Origin of the sequence: Streptomyces sp. NPDC001852, assembly GCF_042891825.1 — a bacterium.
Classification (GTDB): domain Bacteria; phylum Actinomycetota; class Actinomycetes; order Streptomycetales; family Streptomycetaceae; genus Streptomyces.
Genome location: NZ_JBIATN010000026.1, coordinates 94,001 through 115,874, shown reverse-complemented (window position 1 = coordinate 115,874; position 21,874 = coordinate 94,001). Strand labels below are relative to the sequence as shown.

Genomic DNA, 21,874 nt, shown 5'->3' with positions numbered 1-21,874 from the left:
GACGGAAAACAGGCTTGAGGTCCTCCAGGACTGCAGGGGAAGTCGGGGTCACGCCCTGGTGCAGCAGGATGACGCACTATGTTCATCGTGTTGTCACCTTCATGCGGGTCGGTACCGGCAGTGTGACCCGTGTAAGGCGGTTGACGGAGGGGTCTTGAAACGTGACGGTGTGGCGGCGTGGAACGGTGATCGCGGGTCGCTCAGGGACATGGATGCCGGTGTTGGCCTGGGCGGTGACGCGAGCCGTACTGCTGCTGAGCCTCTTCGGCGCCCTGCGCTTCCCCGGTGACGATGTCCGTCCTGACGTGGTCGTCATCTACCATGGCTGGTACGAACGGCTGCTGACCGGCAGCTTTCCGGTCGGCGATGTCACCTGGCAGTACCCGCCCGCCGCGGCGGCGGTCTTCCTCGCCCCGGCACTGCTGCCGTTCCTGACTTACTCGCACGCCTTCTACGTGCTCGCCTGTGCCGCCGACGCGACGGTTCTGGCGATGCTGCTGCGGGCCGGGCGGGCCCCTGGCCGGGACCGGGCCGGCGCCTGGCTGTGGGTCACCGGCGTCGCCGTGCTCGGCCCGCTGGCCCTGGCCCGCTACGACGTGATGGTCACCGCCCTCGCGGTCGCTGCCCTGCTGGCCGCCGGACGGCACCCCCGGGTGGCAGGCGCGCTGGCCGGGATCGGCGCGCTGGTCAAGGTCTGGCCGGTACTCGTGCTCGCCGGTGCGCGGCCGGGCCACGCGACCCGCCGCTCCTGGGCGGCGGCGCTGGTCACCATCGCCGGCGTCAGCGCCGCGTTCCTGACGTTCACCCGGGGACCGTTCGCGTTCCTCACCGAGCAGCGTCAGCGCGGCGTCGAGATCGAGTCGCTGGGCGCCCTGCCGTTTCATGTCCTGCGCTGGCTCGGCCTGTGGCACGGCACCTCCCGGCTGCACTACGGGTCGTACGAGTTCCTCGGCCCGTATGTGCCCACCGCGGCCCGGATAGCACTGGCCGGCACGGTCCTGGCCTTCTGCTGGCTGATCTGGTGGCGGGTGGGCGCCCGCACATTCAGCGACGTCGTGCTCTACGACGCGGCGTTCGCCGCGGTGCTGGTCTTCGTCACCACCAGCCGGGTGATCAGCCCCCAGTACCTGATCTGGCTGCTCGGCCTCGGCGCGCTCTGCCTGACCAGCCGCTCCTCCGTCCAGCGCAGGCCCGTGCTGCTCATCCTGGCCGCGTGCTTCTTCACGGTGCTCGAATTCCCCGTCGGCTTCGGCCAGGTCGTGCGGAGCAATCTGCCGGGCATCGTCGTACTGCTGATCCGCGACGGGCTGCTGCTGGTCGCGACGGTCTCGGCCTGCCGCCGACTCTGGCGCAGTACGGCCTCGCGGCCGCAAGCGAGGCCTGACGACGCGGCGTCCTCAGACGCCCACTACGCGGTGGCACATACGGGTTGAGCCGCCCCGGGGCCGCCACGGCCGTCAGCCCTCGCCCGGTGGATCCCGGCGTCGCGTCCGGCAAAGCCCGGCCTCGACGCGAGGGGGGCGGCCTGCGCGGACATCACTGCTAGATGATCAATTCCAAGGGGTCAGCGGTCGCAGGCGTCCAGCCGCCGCGGGAACACTGCTGCGGTGACGTGGTCGCCTGGACGCACCCGCCGGACACCCGGTCCAACGGCGACGACCTCCCCTCACCTCCCCGGGTGTGCGTGGTTCGCGCGTGCGCAGTGAGAGGCCATCGATTCCGCCGTGGCGCTGACGTGGTAGCTGCGCACCATCGATGGGAGTATCGCCGTCATGGCGGTCATCCTTCGATGAACTGGAAGTCGCTGACGATGCGGCCGTCGGGGCCGAGCATGAGGATCTCCAGACCGACGCCGGCGACCTCGCCACCGTGCCGGGGCGCCATCTCCCAGTTGAACTTGACGATGTCGTGGAGTCGGTCGGTGTTGCCGCGCGAGCGGAAGACGAAGGTGCCCGGCGCGACGAACTCCTCGTAGGCGCGTGTCACTCGGAACTCCAGTGCGTGGTGCCCGCGCGCCTCCAAAACGAGACGGTCGAAGCCCAGCCCTTCGGCGGTCTGCAGGATCTCCTTGGGAGGCTGCAGCACATGGACCGCATCGGCGGACCACAGCTCGCGAATCGCGGCGCGGCGGCGCTCTGCATCAGGCTCGTTCCACACGGCAACGTAGCGGTCGGTGAGGTTGTGGATGTCAATGTCGGCCATGGTTGTTCCCTTCGGCTGCACGTGGTCGGCGGGCGGTAACGACCCTGCTGGGTCGGCCGTCGGGCGGCAATTCCTCGCAGGGAATCGCGGATCGGCGGCCGAGCGGGTTACACAAGAGGGGTGATCAGCGAATCGAACAGAGGCGGGCTCGCCGGCGCGTCAGCCAGCTGGAACTGGCCATGCGTACCGGAACCACGCAGCGGCACGTCAGCTTCATCGAGAGCGGACGGTCGACCCCCGGCCGATCGATGATCATTCGGCTGGCCGAAACCTTGGAGGTGCCGATCCGCGAGCGCAACGAACTGCTCCTTGCGGCCGGATTCGCACCCGTCTACCCGCAGACCCGCCTGGACGCCCCCCAGCTCGAACCGATTCGCACCGCCCTCGAACGGATCCTGCACGGCCACCTCCCGTACCCGGCGGTTGTCGTCGACCGGCACGGTGACCTCGTCTCGGCCAACGCCGCCTTCGACGCGCTCACCGCCGGTGTGGCCCCGCATCTGCTCGTACCGCCGGTGAGCGTTCCCCGCCTGCTGCTGCATCCGCAGGGTCTCGCACCACGCATCGTCAACCTCGACGAGTGGGCGTGGCACATCATCGACCGCATCCAGGCCGAGAGCGTGCGCAACCCAGACGACCACATCCAACGCCTGGCCTCCGAACTCACCGACCTGGCACCACCACGTCCGGGCGAATCACCGCACCACCTCGGCTTCGCCGTACCTCTGCGCCTGCGGGCACAGGATCCGGCAGACGACAGGGAGCTCACGCTCATCACCACGCTGACCCACTTCGGAACCGCCATCGACGTCACCATCGCCGAACTACGACTTGAGGCGTTCCTACCGGCTGACCAAGCGACCAGCGTCATGCTGGCCGAACTCGTCAAGCGGTAACCGGCCTGCCCGGCACAGCCCCGCGCAGTCACCGAACCGCCAACCTGTCCTACGCTCGCTCACCGTCTACGGTCACTGACCCCTTGGAACTGATCATCTAGTGGTCGTAGGCGGTCAGTGCGCGCATGACCGGCTGGCCGCGCATGAACCTGGCTCCACTCATCAGGCCGGCCCCCTTGGAATCGATCATGCAGGGAATCGGGAGGTGCTCTACCGGCGGACCGCCGAGATCAGTCCGCCGGGCCCCTCCTCGCGCTGTGGCGGGGTGCTGATCGGGCGGCCGTAGGCGGCAGCGCGCTCGCGCAGGGTGTGGCTCTCGGCCTCCCAGCCGTGCCCGGCCAGCCAGCCCACCGGGTCGTCGGGCATCTCCGAGACCCACATGGACGCCGCCGATCCCGGCACGGCGTCCGCGCCGAAGCGTTCGATCACGCCGCGCGAGCCCAACGTCAGCCCCATCCGACTGCCCGCCGCCGACTGCGCGCTGATCCGGGCCAGCAGCAACTCCACCGCGTCCTCGGGCAGATAGATCAGCAGTCCTTCGGCGATCCACACGGTCGGCACCGCCGGGTCGTGCCCTGCGGCAGCCAGCGCGGCCGGCCAGTCCTCACGCAGATCCACCGCGACGGTGATCCGCTCGCAGCGTGCGACGGCCCGCTCCTGGCGCAGCACCGAAGCCTTGAAGTCCAGTGGCGCGGCGGTGTCGACCTCGAACAGCCGAGTGCCCTCGGGCCAGTCCATCCGGAAGGCCCGGCTGTCCATGCCGGCGCCGAGCAGCACGACCTGCCGGACCCCGGACGCGGACGCCTGCTGCAACAGGTCGTCGAGGAACTTCGTCCTGATGACGATGGAGAACGCCACGCCCAGCCGACGGCGGCGCGCGGCCTCGTCACCGGGCAGCGGCGGCGAGGAGGGCCACAGGCCGCCCGCGGTGGCGAAGGCCTGCGCCAGTGGGTCACGGAACAGCGCATCCTCCCGCTCGGTCTCCAACGCCCGCACCCTGGCCACCCCCACCGCCGTGGCCCACACTCCCGACGGCTGCACCCGCTCCTGCTCATCAGTCACCGCGCCAGCCTAGATGATCGATTCCCAAGGGCCCGACTCGTGGAGCCAGGTTGTGTGCGCGGGGCCATGAAGCGAGGCTCGGTACCAGGGACGAGCCGGCGTACGAGTTCTTCGGAATCGATGGCGCGCGAAGATGCCGCAGTAGGCGCCGGGGAGCGGAAGGGGGGACGGCGCCACCTAGTCCGGACACCGCCCCCATAGGTTGATCAGGTCACTTGACCGTGCACTTCACGGTCGCTGCGGTTGCGCTGCACCCTGCGAACTCGGTGGCGTGGTACCAGTAGGCGCCCCGGTCGAGCATCCGGTTCGACTGTGTGAACTGCGTCGGGAATGGCTGCATGGACTGTGTGTTCATTCAGTTCGACATTGCGGAGCGTCCGCAGACCTCCTTCCACGTCGGCGCAGCCTGGCGCATGTCGTCATAGAAGTGCCACACGCGGGTCTGGGTGCGCTGACAGGGAAGTTCCGCCTGGCTCCTGCTGGAGTGGATCCCGCAGGCCGAGCAGGACGCACCGAAGCCGATGAAGGGCTCTGCCGGCTTCCTCAGCCAAGACCTCTACGCAGCCGACGATGTACGGCCGAGCCTGGTTCGAACTCCTCCGGGCCGGAATCGTCACGCAACCATGAGCGTCACGCTGAACTTGCCTCTGTATGCAGTTCTGTGAATCCCAGTTCGGCGACGGGTTCCGTACGCGATCCTCCCGAACCCTTGACCTGGCAGCATTTGAACATGTTCAAATATGAGAGTCCAGGAGGTCAAGGGGAAACTGCCGTCGTCCGCGCGGCAGATCTCACGAGGAGGCACGGTGGGTTCGGGTGCAGGGGTCATCGCATACGGCTTCCTGATCTACACATGCCTGATGGCGCTGTTCTGCGCCTTCATCGGATCCAGGACCTCCTGGAGGATGGGCTGGCTCATATCGCTTCCAGTGATCTTCGCGCCCTGGGGTCTGGTGCTGATGGGGTTCGTCATGTACTGACGGTCCCGGCAGCCGGGACTGGGGCGGCACCCACCGACGATGGGGCGACTCAGATCAACGGCGTCATCGCAGGGCGACAGCACTGACCGGTGGTGTCCCGTAGTGCGCCCGCCACTGGTGCCGCCTCGGCCGCACCGGCCCCGCGCAGGGCGAGACGCCGCTGCAGCCGCTCAAACGTCAGCCGGTCCCGTTCCCACACCACCAGCTTGCCGTCCAGCCCGGTGTCAGTCGGCAGCTGCGCGAGAGCCGCTGTCCGGATCTCGGGGAAGGCGGTCATGCCCGTGCCCTGCCCGGAGCGCAGCAGCACCCGCCGGCCCGCGTGCACGGCGTGCCGAGCACGGTAGCCGTCCTTCTCCAGACACACATGATCGGCAAGCAGCTCGACATGGCCGAGGCCCGCCACCGCCTGGCCCGGCGGATCTTCTTCGGACAGCGCGGCGAACTGCGCCATCACTACCGCAAGGGCATGGAGGACCAGCCCTTTTCAGCCCCGCGCAGGCCGGCCGCCGACCGCTGCGCCAACCGTCGGCCGATGAGAACGCCGGCGCGGCGAAGCGGAGCGTTGCCCAGGGCCGAACTGTTCACGTTTCGTAGCGGCCATGCTGCGCGCGGGAGAGGGCGGCGGCGCCCTGGCAGGCGAGGGTGGCGGCATCGTCTGCGTACTGGGGGATGTCGTCGGGCCATTTCGAGGTCGGCTGGAGGATCAGCAGCGAGACGGCACCGTGCAGGCATGCGCAGATGGCCCGGGTCAGCGCCGTCACATCGCCGTGGAGCACGCCGGCGTCGGCGCATCGCTGCACCGTTTCCCGCAGGAATCGGAAGCAGGCGTCGGCGACCTGCTCAGTGGCGGCTGTCGCGGGTCCGGTCGCGACCAGGCGATAGCGCAGGGGATGGTCGAGCCCGAACCTGATGTAGGCGACACTGCGTTGGTGGAGTTCGGTGAACGGGTCGGTGGTCTGGGCGCTGATGCTCAGCATCCGTCGGCCGAGCTCGTCCCAGACTCCGAGGCACACGGTGTGCAGCAGTTCCAGTCGGTTGTCGAAGTGCAGATATACCGAGGGGGTGCTGACCCCGACAGCCTGTGCCACCGCACGGATGGTCACGCCGTCCTCGCCGGCGTCGTCGAGCAGCCTGCCGGCCGCTTCGATGAGCTCGTCCCTCAGTCGGCCGCCGTGGCCTCGCTTGGCCCGACTGCGCCGACGTCCTTCGGTTGTGCCGGCGCGGGCGCCGGCCGTGCTCTGGCCGGGTCCCTTAGTCATGGCGCCTCCGGAGGGCGACGAGTTGAGTGACGCGGACACAGAGCCGGTCTTCGTCATCCCTGATGTCGATTTCCACGGCGACCGTTGACTTGCCGACGTGCAGCGGGCGGGAGGTCGCGAAGGCGCCGGTGCCGTGTACGGGCCGCAGGAAGTGGGTGGTGGATTCCATGGTCGCGGGGACGGTGTCGGCGGTCCCGTTCAGCGTGGCGCACACGGCGCCGGCTACATCGGCCAGCCCCATCAGTGCCCCGCCGTGCATCGCGGCGCCGACGGTGGACTGCTCGGGCGTGTAGGCGAGTTGCGCGGTGACAGTGTCGGCCTTGAGGGATCCGAAGCGTATCCCGAGCGTCCTGGCGAACGGCGCCAAGGCGTAGACGTCTTGCGCGGTGATGGTCATCGCGGCCCCTCAGGTTGTCGCCGTTAAGTTAACGGTGACATGTTATGCGGGCGTCACGGTTCGCGTCCACGCCTGTGGCGCGAGGCTGCAGGGCTGTGCGGTCTGCTGGTGCCGATCGGAGGCGTGCCGAGAGACGCTGCGCTGTCACTCGCATGAGACAACTTCACGTGCCTGGAGAACCGTCCCACTTCGGCTCGGCGGCTCACCCGGTGGGCAATGCAGGGCCGTTCACGGCTACGGTCAGCAGCGGCTCCGGCAAGGACCACGTCATGGCGTGATGCCTTCCACGCCGGACCACCTCAGGCGCGACGTGCAGGGCTCGGTCGTTCGACAGCCGGTCGAAGCCATCTGGAGGTAGGGCGTGTGTCAGATGCCCCGCCAGGCGAGGCTGACCGTGGGCCTGCGAGGATGCAGGCATGGAGCGAATACTGAGTCGGCAGGAAGCGTCAGAGGCGGTCCACGACTCTGGATGGCGTTTCCTGCTGGGCACTTTGAGAACCTCAGTCCCGGTCGGGTCGTTGGCTCAGGCGATCGGCTTGGCGGCAGACGCCGTCGCGGTGTGTGACAGCGACGCCGATCAACACCTTCGGGTCGATGCCCGCCCCGATCGGGTCGTGTTCACCCTCCAGTCGCCGGCCCATGCAGCGGTCACCACACGGGATGTCGAACTGGCGCATCGGATCTCTGTCGCCGTGGACAGGACCGGATTGCTGACGGAGCCTGAAATCGGAACGGGGGCGCCGCGGTCGGTCCAGCTCCTGGAGATCGCGATTGATGCGCTGGACATCTCCACGGTTCGGCCGTTCTGGAAGGCCGTGCTGGGGTACGCCGATGAGGCGGATGGCGACGGAGCAGAGGATCCTCTCGTTGACCCTGTGGGGCAGGGTCCGGCTGTCTGGTTCCAGCAGATGGATCGGGCGCGCCCGCAGCGCAATCGCATCCACTTCGACATCTGCGTTCCGCACGACGAGGCACCCCGGCGGATTGATGCCGCGCTGGGGGCCGGGGGCCGGCTCGTATCTGCCACTCATGCCCCCGCTTTTTGGGTGCTCGCCGACATGGAGGGGAACGAAGCCTGCGTGACCACGTGGCAGGGCCGAGACGGCTGATACATGCTACGAACCTGGAATCGCCGCGCCGGCCTGAGGCTCCGCTCCCGCTCCCGCCGCCCACTCCGTCCTGCGTACCTGACGACGGTGACACACCGAGTTCCACTTCAGGTAGCAGGCCATCAAGACGCTCGGGTGCAGGCGCTTGCCGGCCTTGCGGAGGAACGTGTCGCGCTCGGCGGTGTCGTCGGAGTGACCCCTCCGCAGGCAGGTTCACCCTCCATGACGCCTGGTGGACCCAAGCCCAGAAGACCCACGGCGTGCGGGACGGCACCCGGGCCCTGAGCGATGTGCTGTTGCTGGGCCGGCACATCCCGCACGAGTACCTGGTCGCCGGGATGGCCACCGCCCTGCGGGGCGGGGCTCTGACCGCGGACGACGTCGCTTTGGAGGCCCGCGACGCTGCCCAGGCCGGCGAGTCTGATCGCGTACTCGGCCAAGCGGCGTGTCGCCGGTCTTCGACGCACCCAGGCAGCGAAGTCGCCTCCGGGCCCTGCTGGCTGCACGTCTCCCAGCATCGCTTCTATCTCGCGGCATGGTGTGTTGTCGACGCGCAGCAAAACCTCCCATCTGGTCAGCGGCACGAGTCGGATCACCGGCATGGTGGGATGGCGGCACTCTTGCAGGAGATTGGTTCGATCGAGGAGGTGAGCCCTCTGCGGGATCGCTTCGTCGCACAACGCACTTGCCGGCGCCTCACCGCAGATGTGTCGGTTGTCCTCGCGTAGAGCCCAGCGTGAGCGGAGCCCCGAGAACGGCTTGATCACCGCTGGCCGTGATGAAGCGGGAGGTGCGTCCAGACCGCTTGAAGCCAACTGCCCTCATCACCGGGGCCACTTGCTCCCTCATCAGCAAGTCCAGCGGTCTCATCGCTCTCTCTTCCGTGTCTGCGCGCCTGAAGCGGGCAGTCGGTTGCTGCCGCAGCGTAGCGCCACGCACCGACAGCCTCCGGGGTACGTGGCGCTACCAGGGCAGAGGTGGATGACCGGGAGTTTGGGCTGAGCGCCCCACTCGCCAACTGGAGGGTCGGCTGCACCGGGACCACTCCCTTGATCCCGACCCAATATGTTCCCTAGGTGGGCTGCGGAGCGGGCGTTGCCGGAGCGGCCGCAACCTTGCGGGTCTCGCGCATCATCAGCAGGCCGTTGACCACCATCAGGGTCGCGGTCAGGCCGTGGACGCCGAGCGCGGTGGCCAAGGAGCCGTGGTGGGCCAGCACGGTGGCCATGTCGCCGTACGCGGCGAGGGCCTCTACCAGCAGCGCCCAGCCCAGCGCCCGGCGGTGGCCCGTGATCAGCAGGATGCCCAGGACCAGGGCCAGGACGACATCGCGGATTCCCTTGATGATCAGGAAGCCGCCTGCGTCGCCGGACGGCCGGCGCGGCAGGCCGAAGCCGGGCGCCGTCGTCTCCGGGCTCAGGATGAACTCCGTCCCGAACCAGAGGATGAAGAGGATGAAGGCGGCGGCCAGGACGGTGTTGATCTTCTTCAGTAACATTGTTCTTCTCCTTGCGAGTCTTCGTCGGCTTGGTGAGCTTCGTGGAGCTTGCTGCGTCGTGCGGGGCCTGATCAGGCCGTGCGGACGCGGCTGACCGAGGGGCGTAGCCTGCCGGGATCGCAGTTGTGGGATCCGAGCCGCAGCTGCATTCCCGGGGGTTGGGATTTCAGTGGTCTGTTTCCGCCTGGGGAGGGGGATTGTGCGTCGCCTGGGCGGCGTCGGCCCGCGGGGTCAGGCGAGGGAGGCGACCGGCTGGGCGAAGGCGGCGAGGATGACGGCGATGCGGACGTGGTGGAGGCGGTCCCAGCGGTTCATCTGCTGCTTGCAGTCGGCGGCCGGTTGTCAGGGGTCGACGTCAGGCCGGGATGAACTGGTCGCTGGAGCGCCCGTTACGCCCGTGGACGTGACACAAGAACCGCTCTGCCGAGCACGGCGCGTCCGAGCGCAGCCACGGTGACACGTCGACGGCCAGGACCAGCCGGCCGCCGGGGGAGCGCGGCAGCGGCAGCCCGGTCAGCACGCGCAGGCGGTCGACGTTGATGCGGCCCGGTTGAGATCGCCGCACGGTCCGCCATGCCCCCGGCGGTGTTCGGGCAGCAGTGTCAGGTCGACCGGTGACGTCACCGGACCGTCCGCGCACAGCACCGCGTCGGCCGCGACCACGAACGCGATCCCGCCACCAGCAAAGCCATGATCCGCTGGGCCGCCATCGGCCTCACGACCCGGCGCTGCCCGGGGTGAGGATTTCCATGAGATGTCCGTCGGGGTCGTGGAAGTAGGTGCCCCTGCGGTCTTTGGGGTGCTTGCTGTGGTAGATCTGCCCGACTTCTTGGCATGCGGGATCGCCGTAGTGGGTGATTCCGCCGTGCTGGATGCGGGCCAGGGCGGCGTCGAACTCCTGCTCGCTGACCATGAACGCGTAGTGATGTGGTTCAAAGTCGTCCAGCTGGTCGTAGTCCAGACTGACCTGGTTGGCCAGCGTGACCGGCGTGAAGTGCGCCACCGGTGGATCGACACTCAGGCCGAGGATTTCGGCCAGGAACTGCGCCGAGGCTTGCGGGTCACGGGCGGGGACGATGGTGTGATTCAGTTCCACGGTCATGGTGACTCCTCTTCAGGGGCGGGGCCAGGCGTTGCGGGGTGCTCGGCGACCTTGGCGACCCGGCATGGTGCACGGATGCGTGACTGCCCGGGGGAGGGCAGGGCTTCTCCGGCTTCCCTCCTCCGGCCACAGCCGCCGTGTCATACGTTGATCTGCTCGAAGATGTGCGGGTACGACACGATGTCGTCGGGGAAGTCGGCAGCCATGCGCTGGAACTCCGGGCTGCCGAACGCCGTAGCGAGCGCCTCCGTCGACTCCCAGACCGCGACGTTCATCAGAAGCCGGCTGTCCGCTGTTCCCTTGTGCATCTGCAGGGAGACGAATCCCGGCTGAGCCTTCATGAACTCGGCCTGCCTGCCAAAGAGGGCCAGGAACGCTTCCGTCCTCTCCTTCGGGACCAGGAAGGTGTTGGCCAGGACGATGGGTCCGGTCTTCTCCCTGAACTGCGCGAACATCGGCGTATTCGGGTCCAGGCTCTGCAGTTTGGCCATCTTCGGTACTTCCTCTCGCTGTCGGTTGTCCCATGGCACCGAGGCCGGCCACCGCCGTGCTGGATCCGGCGACGCCCACGACGCTCGCTACCTGTGGCACGAGGGGAGCTGACGGATGCTCAAGGGGCGTCGCTGGTACCGGCCCCAACGACTGCGACCTTGCCAACGCTTGTTGGTCAACTCGTGTTGGCAAACGTAGAGGCGCGGCCCTGGACTGTCAACACGTGTTGGCCTATGTTTGTTGGCATGACCGGCACCACGGAGAACCAGCAGGCCGCACGGCGATCCGACGCCACCCGCGCCACGATCCTCGCCGCGGCCCGCGAGCGGTTCGCGGCGGATGGCTACGAGAAGGCGACCATCCGGGCCATCGCGCGTGACGCGAAGATCGACCCGTCGATGGTGATGCGCTACTACGGCAACAAGGCGGGCCTGTTCGCGGCTGCCGTCGCGATCGACCCCGGGCTGCCCGGCCTGCCCGTCGAACCGCGCGAGGAGATCGGCCGTACGCTGGTGCGCCACTTCCTCACCCTGTGGGAGGAGAACGGGGAGCTCACCGCGCTGATGCGGGTCGGCGCCACCGACCCGGCCGCCGCCGATCGCATGCAGAGCGTGCTGCGCGAGCAGTTGATCCCGCTGGCCCGCAGGGTGGGTCCCGAGCCGGAGCAGGCGCCGGCTCGGGCGGCACTGTGCGCCTCGACCGTGCTGGGGATCGCGCTGACGCGCTACGTGCTGCGGTTTCCGGCGAGCGTGGCACTTGACCCCGAGGAGATCGTGGACTGGCTCGGACCCACGGTGCAGCGGTACCTCACCGCACCCACGCCCTGACGAGCCCGTCGAGGGGCACCCACCGCGACCTTTGTCACGGCGGGGTGCCCTCACCGTGTGCATCGGCCGGTTGAGCTCGACGCGCTGGTTGTGCATCTGAGGGCGGGAGTAGTTTCTAGGTGAGTGCGGGAGCCACCTTCTGAACCGAGCTTGCGACGTCGGTATGTATCGAAGTCACCCAGGGGCTTGCGGCGGTGGGATGGTGGAGGGCGCTTCTCCCGCAGGAGGTCATCGCCGCAGGGGTCGGCGGTTCCGGTGCGCGGGGCGAGTCCCGTCACAGAGGAGGAGTCCGTGCCCCGGCCCGCAGGGGTGGTGGCTGCCGTGCCCGGCACCAACACGAAGACCGGCAATATGACGCGGAGCCGTACGACGAGATCGGCGCCGAGTGGGGCGAGGAGACACGGGAGGGGCACCGGATTCAGTTCGTGCCCGCGCCGCGACATCGTGGACGCCATCCGCCACCTGGTCGGTTCCGGCTGCAAGTACCGGGCTTACCCCGCGACTTGCCGCCGTGGCGCACGGTCCATGGTTTCCTGGCGAAGTGGGCCGCTGCCGGCGTGCTGGGCGTCATCCGCGGCCAGCTGCGCCGGAAGATCCGGCAGAGCATGGGCCGCGCCCCAACACGCGGTGGCGATCATCATCGACTCCCAGTCGGTCAAGGCCGCGGAGACCGTCGGCCGGGACAGCCGCGGCTACGACTGGGGCAACAAGATCAACGACAGGAAGAGACACCAGGTCGTAGATACGAAGGAGGCGCCCGCTCCTGGTCATGGTCACCCCGGCCGACGTCCAGGACCGGGACGCCGGCTGCGAGGTGCTCTTCCGGCTCCGTCTGATGCACCCCGAGTTCACGGTGGTCTGGGCGGACTCCGCCTACGTCGGCCAACTCGTCGACTGGGCGAAGGGCTTCCTCCACCTCACCGTCCGCACCGTGTCCCGGCCCAAGGACGCCACCGGCTTCGTCGTCCTCGCACGCCGCTGGGTGGTGGAACGGTGGCCGGGATGGATCATGCACGCCCGCCGCTGGTCCGGGACTACGAGCGGCTGCCCCAGCACGGCGAGGCTCTGATCACATGGGCGACGATCAGCCTGATGACCCGCCGTCTGACCCAGCCGACCGTTCTGCTCTCCAAGCCCCCAGTGCCGCAGTCGCTCCCGGAGCCGCCCCCCAGGCGGCAGCCTGCGACGACGTCAGCTCTGTCTCCCGTTCCGGCTCCGGCCGGCTGAGTCGGCCTGGATGAGTCCACGCCGCCCGCGCGGCCTTGCCCGTGCACAACATCCTCTCGATCACGTGGGCCGCGATCAGGCTTGGTGGCCAAGCGGCTCACGCGCCGCAAGACCGTGCCCCTTCCGGCCGCCGCCGTACGAGGCTTGTCGCTCTGCGAGATCCAGTCAGCCGGGGGCTGCCGAGTTCGTGGCGGAGTTCGTAAGGGCATCGAGCTGGGCGGCGAGGTCGGGGTGGGCGGGGGTGAGGTGGGGACGGGTGGCGTTGAGGGGTTGGATGAGGACCGCGGCGTCATCGTGGGCGAGGGCCGCGTGGAGCTCGGAGAGCGGTTTGCGGGCCGCGGTGGGCAGGTCGGTGAGGGCGGTGATCTGGCCGGCGATTCGGCGCAGGTCGGCTGCGTTGCGGCGGGCCCAGGCGGCGGTGGTGCGTTCGGCGGCGCGGCGTTCGCGGGTGGCCTGGACGCGTTGTTCGCCGGTGGTTCCTGCGGGGCCGGGCCGGCCCCGCAGGTAGCGGCGTTCGGCGGCCTGGCGGCTGGCGACGCCGAGCGGGTGGGCGAGGTCCGCCCAGCTGGCACCCGCCTGGCGGGCGGTTTCGATCAGGCCGGTTTCCCATCCGGCGAGTTGCTCGCGTACCTGCCGCAGCAGCAGAAGAGAGGCCAGAGCCTGCTCCGGGCCGACGTCGTGAGTCCCGGCGGTGCCGGGGATCTCGTGCCGGGCGGACTGCAGGGCGTCGTTTATGGCGTGAAGGGCTGCCGCGGCGGCGAGGAACGACGCCGGGCTCGGTGTGTCGGCGCTGGACGAGGCCGGCTGGTCGGCCGGGGTCATGGGCACCTCCCTCAGTTAGTCATCCTTTGGACGACACCATGTTTGTCATCCATTGGATGACATGTTACAACGGTGTCCGTGAGGCGCATTGGCAGCAAGTGCCCGAACCTGCTGGAGGTGTTTTCACGATGTTGATGCGCACTGACCCCTTCCGTGAGCTGGACCGGCTGGCGCAGCAGCTGATGAGCCCGGGCACCTGGTCGCGGCCGTCCCCGATGCCGATGGACGCCTACCGCGAGGATGACCAGTACGTGGTGGCCTTCGACCTCCCCGGCGTCAGCCCGGACGCGATCGACATCGACGTCGAACGGAACATGCTGACCGTCAAGGCCGAGCGCCGGCCCGTGACCAAGGCCGACGACGTGCAGATGGAACTGTCGGAACGGCCGCTGGGCGTCTTCTCCCGCCAGATCGTGCTCGCCGACACCCTGGACACCGAGCACATCCAGGCCGACTACGACGCAGGCGTGCTCACCCTGCGCATCCCGATCGCCGAGCGCGCCAAGCCCCGCAAGATCGCCATCGGCGTCGGGTCCGGCCGCAAGGAGATCTCCGGCTGAGCCGTACCCGATGAGGGCTGACCAGCGGCGGAGGACGGGCATCTGATCTCCCCCTCGCCCGTCCTCCGCGCCCCCGTGGACCGAGGAAGGGCAGCGGCCGACATGACGGTGCGACGCGAAGCGTTCCTCGACCATGTGAAGGAACGCGGCGAGTACGACACCCTGCAGGAAGCCGGATGCGCGGCCCGCGTGGTGCTCGCCCTGCTGGGCGCACATCTGGTCGGCGAGGTCCGCGCCCAGCTGGCGGCGCGTCTGCCGGAAGACTTCGCCCTGATCCTCCTCAACCCGCTGCAGAGCGCCGAGCCGCTGCCCCCGGAGCGGTTCGTGCGCGCGACCGCGGCCTGGATCGAGGGCGCCACCGAACAGACCGCGGCCTGGGACGTCAGCGCCGTGCTGTCCACGGTCGCTGACGCCACCGGCGACGACCTGCTCAAACAGATCCTGCTCCAGCTCCCCGCGGGCTACGACCTCCTCTTCGGCCGCCCCAGCCCACCTGACCAACCTCCCCGGTGACCGCACACCGGCCACCACGACCCCGGTGACAGAAAGGCAACCACCGCAGTGATGTCCGACCAGAGCGCGCCGCTCCAGCAGCCCTACGGCAGGGCGTACGAGCAGATGCTGGAAAAGGTCCGCTACGACGGCGCCTACCCCACCCGGGACAAGGCCGAGGAAGCCGTCCGCCTCGTCCTCGCCGGACTGGGACGCCAACTGACCGGCGACGAACGCGTCGAACTGGCCGCCCGCCTCCCCCTCGAAGCCGCACGCATCTTCACCGCCCAGATCCCCGACACCCAGCCGCTGACCGGCTGGGCCTTCGTCAAAGACCTCGCCGCCCGCACCGGCGCCCCCCTGGCCACCACCCGCTGGGACACCGGATCCGTCCTCTGTGTCGTCGCAGCCCTGGCCGGCCCCGATCTCCTCACCCGCATCCTGCGCCAGCTTCCGTCGGGCTACGCGCTCTTGTTCGGCCGTGCCGAACTCACCCAAGCCGCGTAGATGCGCCGACCGGGCCTTTCCGGCGCCACAGCACGCCGCCCGGTGCCGTGAGCACGACCACCGCCAGGCACCGCTCCGGCTCGAACGCCGGCGTGATCAGGCGGCAAGTTCGCAGTGGAGGGCATCCTTGAAACGCTCGGCAAGCAGGTCGCCGATTTCGGCATCCATGTCACCGCTGTCGAGCCGGGCAGTTTCCGGACCGACTGGGTCGGCCGCTCGATGATCCGCGCACCCCGTGTGATCGCCGACTACGACGAGCTGTTCGAGCCGCTGCGCGCCCGGCGCCTCCACGGCAGCGGGCACCGGCCGGGTGACCCGGACAAGGCCGCGGCCGCCGTGCTGCGAATCGCGGCGGCCGACCAGCCGCCGACGCGCCTGCTGCTCGGCATCGACGCGCTCCAGCTCGCCCAGGCCGGACGCGAAGGCTTCGAGCGCGACATCCGGCATGGGCCGAGCTGTCGGCCTCCACCGAGTTCGACGACGTCAGCCGGTACGCCTGACGTCACTCGCTGTCGGGCCCCACGCGGGGCCTCGACGGCGGCCGCCATCACCAAGCCGGCCCGCTCTCGGCCCACCAAAGCCCGACCTGCGCGCAGCCGTTCACACCACCCAGCGCCTCCCGGTGAAGCCTCGGCAGACCGGCGAAGCTGCCCGGAAGGGGCAACTGGCGGGAGGAGCGTCGAGGCGTGCCAAATGAGTGGTAATAGTGCCGGCCCCGCCGGTTGCTCTTTCCGGACCGCCGTGGTCAACAGCTGATCGCCGGTGCCGACAGCGAGTACATCGACGACTCCTCACAGAAGCGGCGGCCGCCAGGCGGCCCCCGGCTCGCTGAGGCAGACCGTCGGGCTCGGTTGGGAGGCACGATGACGGTCCGGAAACCACCCACTGGCGATGGCTGCGCGTGCAGGCGACGGGCTGGGACGTCGGACGCGCCAATCCCGAGGTAGAGACACCGGCCCACGGCGACGCGCCCACCCTGCTGATGTCGGGAACCTTCGACGGGCCCGTCGGCACGCGGTGGGCCGCTGCCGCCGCCACCGGCCTGTCCCACTCGCGCCGCCTGGTGTTCCCGGGCCTCGGACACTCCTCGCTCCTCGAGTCCGACTGTGCCCGATCGATCCTCGTCGGCTACTTCGATCACCCCTCCGGCGGCTACGACACCTCCTGCCTCGACACCCTCGCCGTTCCGCCGTTCGACACCGGCTGAGCGCACCGACCGAGGAAGAGACGTGCGCCGCCGAGCGCACCCTGTGTGTCCGGGAGGCGGCCGAGACACCTGCCTCGACGAGCACGGCCTGCGACAAGCCGGAAGCCGCTGCAAGTAGAGGCTTTCGACGGCACGGTCGTACGGCCTCTCAACCTGCTGTGCGGTAGACGAGGCAGCTCGCACAGCGCGTACCACCGCGGCCTTTGACGAGCTCAGCCCCGTCCATGGCGCTCACCCTCACTCCGACGTCGCGCAGCCGCCTCAACACGCTGTCGGCCAGGCGGTAGCCGACGACGATGCGCTCGCCAAGACAGAGGCGGTCGCAGGCCTGCTGGAGCCATGACTGCGACCGGCTGACGTTGATGACGGTGGCGCCCTGCCCGGTGCGGCACCCGCACCGACGCGGCGTGCAGCCGCTGCGGCATCGGCCCCCGCCGAGCCACCACGTCGAGATTCATCCGCCACGGCGCCAAGGCCACGGCGAGGACCTCGTCCGCCGGCTCAGGCACCAAAGCCGCCGACAGCCGGCGCACGCCGATCGCTGGTGACCGGCGGCAACCACCACAATGTCACCCAACTGCTCCCACTGGTCGACGCCATCCCACACATCCACGGCATAGGGGACGACCACGGCACCGCCCCCACCGGCCCTATCCCGACCGGGGCTACGACTACGACAAGTACCGACGTCTGCTGTGTCGTCACCTTCCGGCGCTTGCTGAGTCCAGAGCCTCGGCTCTCCACCTTGATCGTCGACCGGAACCTCACCCGGTGGCGGGAGTGCCTCATACCAGCCGGGGGCGGGCAGGGCTCCGGCCGGAGCCGACGTCATGCCGCCGTGCGCTCGCCGGCCGGTCGGCGGCGCAGTTCGGGGCGCTGGAGGGCCGGCGGCTGGTAGGCCATGTCGAGCGTGCCGGTGTCGGTGCCGGGCGGCACGATCGCGTCGATCCGGTCCAGCACGTCGTCGGTGAGGGTGACATCGACGCCCGCGAGCAGGACGTCCAGGTGTTCCATGGTCCGCGGTCCGAGGAGCGCGGACGTCACGCCCGGGTGGGCGAGCACGAAGCCCATCGCGAGATGCGTGAGCGGCAGGCCGGTCTCCTCGGCCAGCGGGATGAGCTGCTCGACCACGTCGAGCCGACGGTCGTCCGTGAGGTGCCGGAAGCCGTACCTCGACCGGTGCGTCGCGGCCTCCTGGCCCTTGCGGTACCGCCCCGTCAGCAGGCCGCCGCCGAGGGGCGACCAGACCAGGGTGCCCATGCCGAACTCCTGCGCCACCGGGAGCACCTCGCGCTCGATGCCCCGGTTCAGGATCGAGTAGACCGGCTGCTCGGTGCGCGGCCGGGCCAGCCCGCGCCGCTCGGCGACCCAGTGCGCCCGGACGATGTCGGAAGCCGGCAGGGCCGACGTGCCGAAGGTGCGGATCTTGCCGGCCCGCTGCAGATCGGTGAGGGCCGCGAGGGTCTCCTCGATGTCCGTGTCGGGGTCCGGGCGGTGGATCTGGTAGATGTCCACGTAGTCGGTGTCGAGGCGGCGCAGCGAGTCCTCCAGCGCGCGCACCAGCCAGCGCCGGGACGCGCCCTGGTGGTTCGGCTCGTCGCTCATCGGGTTCCGGGCCTTGGTCGCGAGCACGACGTCGGCCCGTCGTCCCTTCAGCGCCCGGCCGACGATCTCCTCCGACTCGCCGTGCGCGTACATATCGGCGGTGTCGACGAGATTGATGCCGGCGTCGAGCGCCCGGTGGATGATGCGGACGCAGTCGTCGTGGTCGGGGTTGCCGAGGGCGCCGAACATCATCGCGCCGAGGGCATAGGGGCTGACCTTGATCCCGGTCCGGCCGAGGCTGCGGTAGCGCATGGTGTCTCCTTCAGGTCGTCCTGCTGTGTCGCTGGTACCAGCCTGTCTGTCGTTCGCCGGACTATGAATACTTGTGCATCCTGATTTCTTGCGCGAGAGTACGGACATGGATTCCGACCGACTCTCCGAGGCACTCGAGCTCGTGGAGGTGCGCAGCGTGCTGACCGGCGGCGTCGCGGCCCGCGGCGGGTGGTGGGCCCGCGGCCCGCTGGCCGATCCGGTCAAGTTCTTCGCGATGGTGAGCGGGCGCGCCCGGCTCACCACCGACGGCGTCGTCGAACCGGTCGACCTCGTGGCGGGTGACGTGGCAATCCTCACCGGGCGCTCGTGGGTGGCCTTCGAGGCCGGCGCGGCGCCGCGCCACGAGATCCAGCCCGAGTCGGACTTCTCCACCGCCCGCTTCGCGGGCTCGGACCCTGCCGTCGACGACGTCGTGATCGGCGGGTGCGTCAGCGTGAACGAGGCCGGGCGGACGCTCCTGCTGGAGTCGCTCCCACCGGTGGCCCACATCCGGTCCTCCGCCGCCGGAGACGGGGACCGGCTGCTCGCCGCCCTGCTGCGGCTCTTCGACGAGGCGACCGGCGACCGGCTCGGCTCGGCCTTCGCGATCCGGCAGTACGGCCAACTGCTCCTGCTGGAGGTGCTGCGCTGTTACGTCGACCAGACCCTCCTGCCCTCCGGCTGGTTGCGCCTGCTCGTCGACGAGCGCCTGCGCCCCGCCGTCGACCTGCTCCACGGCCGCCCCGAACACGCATGGGGGCTGCAGGAGTTGGCGCGTGCCGCCGCGATGTCCCGGACCACATTCGCGGAGCGGTTCCGCGAGGCCGCCGGTGTACCGCCGCTCACCTACCTCGGCCGGTGGCGCATGCTGCTGGCCCAGCGCGCGCTGCGGAACGGCGACGCCCGCGTCGCGGCGCTCGCCGCCGAGCTGGGCTACGGCTCGGAGAGCGCGTTCAGCACGGCGTTCAAGCGCGTTGTCGGGGAGTCGCCGCAGCGCTACCGGGCGCGCGTGCGTCAGGAGGCCGTTCCGATAGCGGGCCGGTGACGGAGATCAGCCCTGAGCGGAGCTGGCGCGCCTCGGGTACCTATCCGGGCTCAGGAGAACTCGCGGATGTCGCACAGTGGGCGGGAGGCCGTCCTCGCTCAGTCCTGACGACGAGGAATGCGTCGTCCAGACGGCCACCACCCGCCCGACCAAGCTGGGCCAGTCACCGGGACGCCCTGGCGGCAGAGCGCCGTGAACGCGCCCGGGCCCGCGGCAAGAGGGATATCCGCTGGGGCGGGCGAGTGCGCAGCGCGGCCCGATCACTCACTGACGTTCAAGGTCGCACAGTCCGCGACGCCCAGCTCGGACAGCACTGCCCGAAGCCGCTCCAGGGCCGCAGCAGGGTCTGAGCCCTCCGCGATCCCGAGGTCGAGATGGCAGCGCCCCATACCGCTGCCTGCGCCGGTGACCTCGCCGCCGAGCTCGAACGCCGCCTCCAGAGCGTCCTCGACCTCGTCACGATTGACCGGCAGCCCCGCGAACACGATTTCAACGAACACCCCGGTCCTCCCTCTCAACCCGGCGAACCATAACGGTCACAGCACTAGCCGCACATCGAGGCCGGCATCGCGGGGTACGGCGTACGGGTCCTCGGCGACCGGTGTGCTGCACCGCCGGCCGGGGCCGACCGGCCCGCCTGAGGTAGTTGCTTCCTTGGAGGTCATCTCGATGGGCGGGTGGTTCGCCGAAGTGACCTGCCGATGGGGACGCACCGTGGGGTGCGACGATGCAGGCATGCGTGAGTTGAGTCAGCTGATCGATGTCGAGGAACCGGCCTGGCCGGAGCTCAGGGAGACACTTGATGCAAGTCCTGCGTCTGTCGCGGTACTTCCACCTGATAGCGATCTGGGTAGGGCATCGATTCTTCAGCTGCAGGTCACGGCCAGGTCGTACTTGGGTGCGGTGGTGTTGCACTGCGGCGGTCTGCTGGTGGACGACGGATGGCTGCGGGTCTTCGGGAGCCCCGCGAGGGGGGCTGCGCACGGGGTGCCGGGTTTGGCTCGCGTGAATCAGTTCCCCGAAACGTTCGACCCAGCGTGGCGACCGGAGACCGGTCTGGTGGTGGCACAGGACGTGCTGGGCGGCGTCTTCGCTGTCAACGGTGCCGCTCCCGTCAACGCCGGCCAGCCCGGCGAGGTTGTCTACTTCGCCCCGGATTCCCTTCGCTGGGAGGCTTTGGGTGTCGGTCACTCGACGTGGCTGGCCTGGCTGGTGTCCGGGGCGCTCGACGAGTTCTACGCCGATCTGCGCTGGCCGGGCTGGCACGAGGAGGTTCGGACACTGGGCGGTGATCAAGGCCTGTCGCTGTTCCCACCGTTGTGGTCTGCCGAGGCGCGCCAGGACATCTCCGCGACCAGCCGCCGCGCCGTACCCATGGGAGAGCTGCTTGGCGTCGCCCGGGACTCATGCCGACAGTTCGACGGCGTTGATCCGGGCTTTCTCGGCGCCGTGTGAATCGGCCGCCCCATTCAGTCGGCGGAAGCAGATCAGGGCGGCGACGATCCCGGCGAAGGCCAGGAAGTGCTCTGCCTTGCACCGCAGCTCGCACTGGGATCGCATCATGGCGGGCCGCCCGGAGGAACTGGTGGTTGCCACATGGGTCGAGCCGACCGCCCTGCGGCATCCGCCACAAGGCGCTCACCGCCGACGGGCAGGTCCAGGTCGAACTACACGCCTCCGCTCGGCGAGCCGTACTTCGAGGGCGACGACGCCCCCGACCACAACCCGATCGGCAACCACCCGCTGGTAGGTGCTGGCATCGGGTGGACCGTCACCACCCGAACTCTCGTCAGGTCACGGCTCCTGGCGTCCAGCATCGCGGAGTCTGGCAGCGACTTCAGCGAGTGTGTCGTAGTAGCCGGGGCGAGCCAGGAGTATCGAGCTGAAGTAGAAGCCCCGTTCTTCGTCGGGTTCGTCGTCCGCTTCGAAGGGACGCCAAGCTGAGAAGAAGGTCTGGTGAGATGAAGGAGGCCGGGTCGTCCTCGGCCTCGGTGATCGTGGCGAGCCCTCGCAGCAGGGTGACCACCTCGGCAGCGGGCAGGCCGAAGACGTCGATGCCGAAGGCCCCTTGGCCGTACAGGTCGTGCGTGCTTGATCGTCAGCCATCAGCGGCACGTCAACGCGCGAACTCGGGGGCTTTCTCCGTGGGCAACGTGCGCATTGTCCGAAGCGGTGACAGGAAGTTGGGAAGGACACTCAGCGTCATACCCGCTGCACCAATCCACAAAGTGCCTGCCGCTCCGAACACAGAGCCCGAAGCTCCGCCCAAAAGCCCACCGAGAGGAATGCCACCCCAGGAAACAAACCGAGCTGTTGCGCTCATCCGCCCCAGA

At 69.3% G+C, this 21,874-nt stretch carries 26 protein-coding genes and 4 pseudogenes; 14 read left to right on the top strand and 16 right to left on the bottom strand.

Annotation, left to right across the window (positions count from 1 at the left end; all coding sequences use genetic code 11):
• Positions 1–212 precede the first annotated feature (212 nt).
• Entirely contained in the window at positions 213–1,433 is a 1,221-nt protein-coding gene (locus tag ACFYZB_RS34930; protein WP_388765314.1) for a glycosyltransferase 87 family protein, read from the top strand.
• Positions 1,434–1,779: 346 nt separating this feature from the next.
• On the opposite strand, the gene ACFYZB_RS34925 is transcribed toward ACFYZB_RS34930, so the two are convergent.
• Positions 1,780–2,202, bottom strand: coding sequence for a hypothetical protein (locus ACFYZB_RS34925; RefSeq protein ID WP_388765313.1), 423 nt, complete (start codon positions 2,200–2,202; stop codon positions 1,780–1,782).
• Between the two features lie 131 nt (positions 2,203–2,333).
• Here ACFYZB_RS34925 and ACFYZB_RS34920 point away from each other — a divergent pair, with 131 nt between their 5' ends.
• Positions 2,334–3,098 (top strand): helix-turn-helix domain-containing protein, encoded by a 765-nt coding sequence (locus ACFYZB_RS34920; protein ID WP_388765380.1) that lies wholly within the window; start codon positions 2,334–2,336, stop codon positions 3,096–3,098.
• A 210-nt stretch (positions 3,099–3,308) separates the two neighbouring features.
• Here the strand turns inward: ACFYZB_RS34920 and ACFYZB_RS34915 are convergent, their stop codons facing one another.
• Positions 3,309–4,124, bottom strand: a complete 816-nt coding sequence (locus ACFYZB_RS34915) for a class I SAM-dependent methyltransferase (protein WP_388765378.1) — start codon at positions 4,122–4,124, stop codon at positions 3,309–3,311.
• A gap of 247 nt (positions 4,125–4,371) precedes the next feature.
• Positions 4,372–4,500, bottom strand: a complete 129-nt coding sequence (locus ACFYZB_RS34910) for a hypothetical protein (protein ID WP_388765311.1) — start codon at positions 4,498–4,500, stop codon at positions 4,372–4,374.
• Positions 4,501–4,966: 466 nt separating this feature from the next.
• Between ACFYZB_RS34910 and ACFYZB_RS34905 the strand changes: the two genes are divergently transcribed.
• Positions 4,967–5,140 (top strand): hypothetical protein, encoded by a 174-nt coding sequence (locus ACFYZB_RS34905; protein ID WP_388765310.1) that lies wholly within the window; start codon positions 4,967–4,969, stop codon positions 5,138–5,140.
• Positions 5,141–5,189: 49 nt separating this feature from the next.
• On the opposite strand, the gene ACFYZB_RS34900 is transcribed toward ACFYZB_RS34905, so the two are convergent.
• The 3 genes from ACFYZB_RS34900 to ACFYZB_RS34890 form a co-directional block, all read right to left on the bottom strand.
• A complete protein-coding gene (locus ACFYZB_RS34900; RefSeq protein ID WP_388765308.1) occupies positions 5,190–5,591 on the bottom strand; it encodes a hypothetical protein in 402 nt (133 codons plus the stop codon).
• Between the two features lie 130 nt (positions 5,592–5,721).
• The gene (locus ACFYZB_RS34895; protein WP_388765306.1) at positions 5,722–6,399 is read right to left on the bottom strand and encodes a TetR/AcrR family transcriptional regulator; all 678 of its coding nucleotides are present in this window, start codon (positions 6,397–6,399) and stop codon (positions 5,722–5,724) included.
• Positions 6,392–6,796, bottom strand: coding sequence for a PaaI family thioesterase (locus ACFYZB_RS34890; protein WP_388765304.1), 405 nt, complete (start codon positions 6,794–6,796; stop codon positions 6,392–6,394). The genes ACFYZB_RS34895 and ACFYZB_RS34890 overlap by 8 nt, the downstream gene beginning before the upstream one ends.
• A gap of 416 nt (positions 6,797–7,212) precedes the next feature.
• Between ACFYZB_RS34890 and ACFYZB_RS34885 the strand changes: the two genes are divergently transcribed.
• A complete protein-coding gene (locus ACFYZB_RS34885) occupies positions 7,213–7,905 on the top strand; it encodes a VOC family protein (protein WP_388765302.1) in 693 nt (230 codons plus the stop codon).
• A 260-nt stretch (positions 7,906–8,165) separates the two neighbouring features.
• Positions 8,166–8,633, top strand: coding sequence for a hypothetical protein (locus tag ACFYZB_RS34880; RefSeq protein WP_388765300.1), 468 nt, complete (start codon positions 8,166–8,168; stop codon positions 8,631–8,633).
• 344 nt (positions 8,634–8,977) lie between these two features.
• Here ACFYZB_RS34880 and ACFYZB_RS34875 read toward each other — a convergent pair whose 3' ends face one another.
• The 5 genes and pseudogenes from ACFYZB_RS34875 to ACFYZB_RS34855 form a co-directional block, all read right to left on the bottom strand.
• Positions 8,978–9,403: a DUF4267 domain-containing protein gene (locus tag ACFYZB_RS34875; RefSeq protein ID WP_388765298.1), complete on the bottom strand. Its 426-nt coding sequence runs from the start codon at positions 9,401–9,403 to the stop codon at positions 8,978–8,980.
• A gap of 231 nt (positions 9,404–9,634) precedes the next feature.
• A pseudogene (locus ACFYZB_RS34870) lies at positions 9,635–9,765 on the bottom strand (DUF1772 domain-containing protein); the annotation flags it as partial.
• A pseudogene (locus tag ACFYZB_RS34865) lies at positions 9,765–10,057 on the bottom strand (transposase); the annotation flags it as partial. The pseudogenes ACFYZB_RS34870 and ACFYZB_RS34865, both read right to left, overlap by 1 nt.
• A gap of 61 nt (positions 10,058–10,118) precedes the next feature.
• Positions 10,119–10,505 carry a VOC family protein gene (locus tag ACFYZB_RS34860; RefSeq protein ID WP_388765297.1) on the bottom strand — a complete coding sequence of 129 codons (387 nt, stop codon included), beginning with the start codon at positions 10,503–10,505 and terminating at the stop codon, positions 10,119–10,121.
• Between the two features lie 140 nt (positions 10,506–10,645).
• Positions 10,646–10,996 carry an antibiotic biosynthesis monooxygenase family protein gene (locus ACFYZB_RS34855; protein ID WP_388765295.1) on the bottom strand — a complete coding sequence of 117 codons (351 nt, stop codon included), beginning with the start codon at positions 10,994–10,996 and terminating at the stop codon, positions 10,646–10,648.
• Positions 10,997–11,242: 246 nt separating this feature from the next.
• Here ACFYZB_RS34855 and ACFYZB_RS34850 point away from each other — a divergent pair, with 246 nt between their 5' ends.
• Both ACFYZB_RS34850 and ACFYZB_RS34845 read left to right on the top strand, forming a co-directional pair.
• Complete coding sequence (locus ACFYZB_RS34850) at positions 11,243–11,824, top strand: TetR family transcriptional regulator (RefSeq protein WP_388765293.1); 582 nt, start codon at positions 11,243–11,245, stop codon at positions 11,822–11,824.
• A gap of 381 nt (positions 11,825–12,205) precedes the next feature.
• Positions 12,206–13,051 (top strand): annotated as a pseudogene (locus tag ACFYZB_RS34845) (IS5 family transposase); the annotation flags it as partial.
• Positions 13,052–13,216: 165 nt separating this feature from the next.
• On the opposite strand, the gene ACFYZB_RS34840 reads toward ACFYZB_RS34845, so the two are convergent.
• Positions 13,217–13,873 carry a type III effector protein gene (locus tag ACFYZB_RS34840; protein WP_388765292.1) on the bottom strand — a complete coding sequence of 219 codons (657 nt, stop codon included), beginning with the start codon at positions 13,871–13,873 and terminating at the stop codon, positions 13,217–13,219.
• 128 nt (positions 13,874–14,001) lie between these two features.
• Here ACFYZB_RS34840 and ACFYZB_RS34835 point away from each other — a divergent pair, with 128 nt between their 5' ends.
• The 3 genes from ACFYZB_RS34835 (at position 14,002) to ACFYZB_RS34825 (ending at position 15,432) form a co-directional block, all read left to right on the top strand.
• On the top strand, positions 14,002–14,433 hold the full coding sequence (locus ACFYZB_RS34835; RefSeq protein WP_351217710.1) for an Hsp20/alpha crystallin family protein: 432 nt from the start codon (positions 14,002–14,004) through the stop codon (positions 14,431–14,433).
• Between the two features lie 102 nt (positions 14,434–14,535).
• Complete coding sequence (locus tag ACFYZB_RS34830) at positions 14,536–14,946, top strand: DUF2267 domain-containing protein (protein WP_388765290.1); 411 nt, start codon at positions 14,536–14,538, stop codon at positions 14,944–14,946.
• A 51-nt stretch (positions 14,947–14,997) separates the two neighbouring features.
• Positions 14,998–15,432: a DUF2267 domain-containing protein gene (locus ACFYZB_RS34825; protein ID WP_388765288.1), complete on the top strand. Its 435-nt coding sequence runs from the start codon at positions 14,998–15,000 to the stop codon at positions 15,430–15,432.
• A gap of 96 nt (positions 15,433–15,528) precedes the next feature.
• Here the strand turns inward: ACFYZB_RS34825 and ACFYZB_RS34820 are convergent, their stop codons facing one another.
• A complete protein-coding gene (locus ACFYZB_RS34820) occupies positions 15,529–15,879 on the bottom strand; it encodes a hypothetical protein (protein WP_388765287.1) in 351 nt (116 codons plus the stop codon).
• A gap of 448 nt (positions 15,880–16,327) precedes the next feature.
• On the opposite strand from ACFYZB_RS34820, the gene ACFYZB_RS34815 reads away from it, so the two are divergent.
• Complete coding sequence (locus tag ACFYZB_RS34815; RefSeq protein ID WP_388765376.1) at positions 16,328–16,639, top strand: alpha/beta hydrolase; 312 nt, start codon at positions 16,328–16,330, stop codon at positions 16,637–16,639.
• Positions 16,640–16,787: 148 nt separating this feature from the next.
• Here ACFYZB_RS34815 and ACFYZB_RS34810 read toward each other — a convergent pair whose 3' ends face one another.
• Entirely contained in the window at positions 16,788–17,003 is a 216-nt protein-coding gene (locus ACFYZB_RS34810) for an arginine deiminase family protein (RefSeq protein ID WP_388765373.1), read from the bottom strand.
• Positions 17,004–17,180: 177 nt separating this feature from the next.
• On the opposite strand from ACFYZB_RS34810, the pseudogene ACFYZB_RS34805 reads away from it, so the two are divergent.
• Positions 17,181–17,335: pseudogene (locus ACFYZB_RS34805) on the top strand (IS5/IS1182 family transposase); the annotation flags it as partial.
• A gap of 132 nt (positions 17,336–17,467) precedes the next feature.
• Here the strand turns inward: ACFYZB_RS34805 and ACFYZB_RS34800 are convergent.
• Entirely contained in the window at positions 17,468–18,496 is a 1,029-nt protein-coding gene (locus ACFYZB_RS34800) for an aldo/keto reductase (protein WP_388765285.1), read from the bottom strand.
• A gap of 106 nt (positions 18,497–18,602) precedes the next feature.
• Here ACFYZB_RS34800 and ACFYZB_RS34795 point away from each other — a divergent pair, with 106 nt between their 5' ends.
• Complete coding sequence (locus ACFYZB_RS34795; protein WP_388765283.1) at positions 18,603–19,541, top strand: AraC family transcriptional regulator; 939 nt, start codon at positions 18,603–18,605, stop codon at positions 19,539–19,541.
• A 260-nt stretch (positions 19,542–19,801) separates the two neighbouring features.
• Here the strand turns inward: ACFYZB_RS34795 and ACFYZB_RS34790 are convergent, their stop codons facing one another.
• Positions 19,802–20,041, bottom strand: a complete 240-nt coding sequence (locus ACFYZB_RS34790; RefSeq protein WP_388765281.1) for a hypothetical protein — start codon at positions 20,039–20,041, stop codon at positions 19,802–19,804.
• A 235-nt stretch (positions 20,042–20,276) separates the two neighbouring features.
• Between ACFYZB_RS34790 and ACFYZB_RS34785 the strand changes: the two genes are divergently transcribed.
• Positions 20,277–20,996 (top strand): DUF2625 domain-containing protein, encoded by a 720-nt coding sequence (locus tag ACFYZB_RS34785; protein WP_388765280.1) that lies wholly within the window; start codon positions 20,277–20,279, stop codon positions 20,994–20,996.
• Positions 20,997–21,874: the final 878 nt, after the last annotated feature.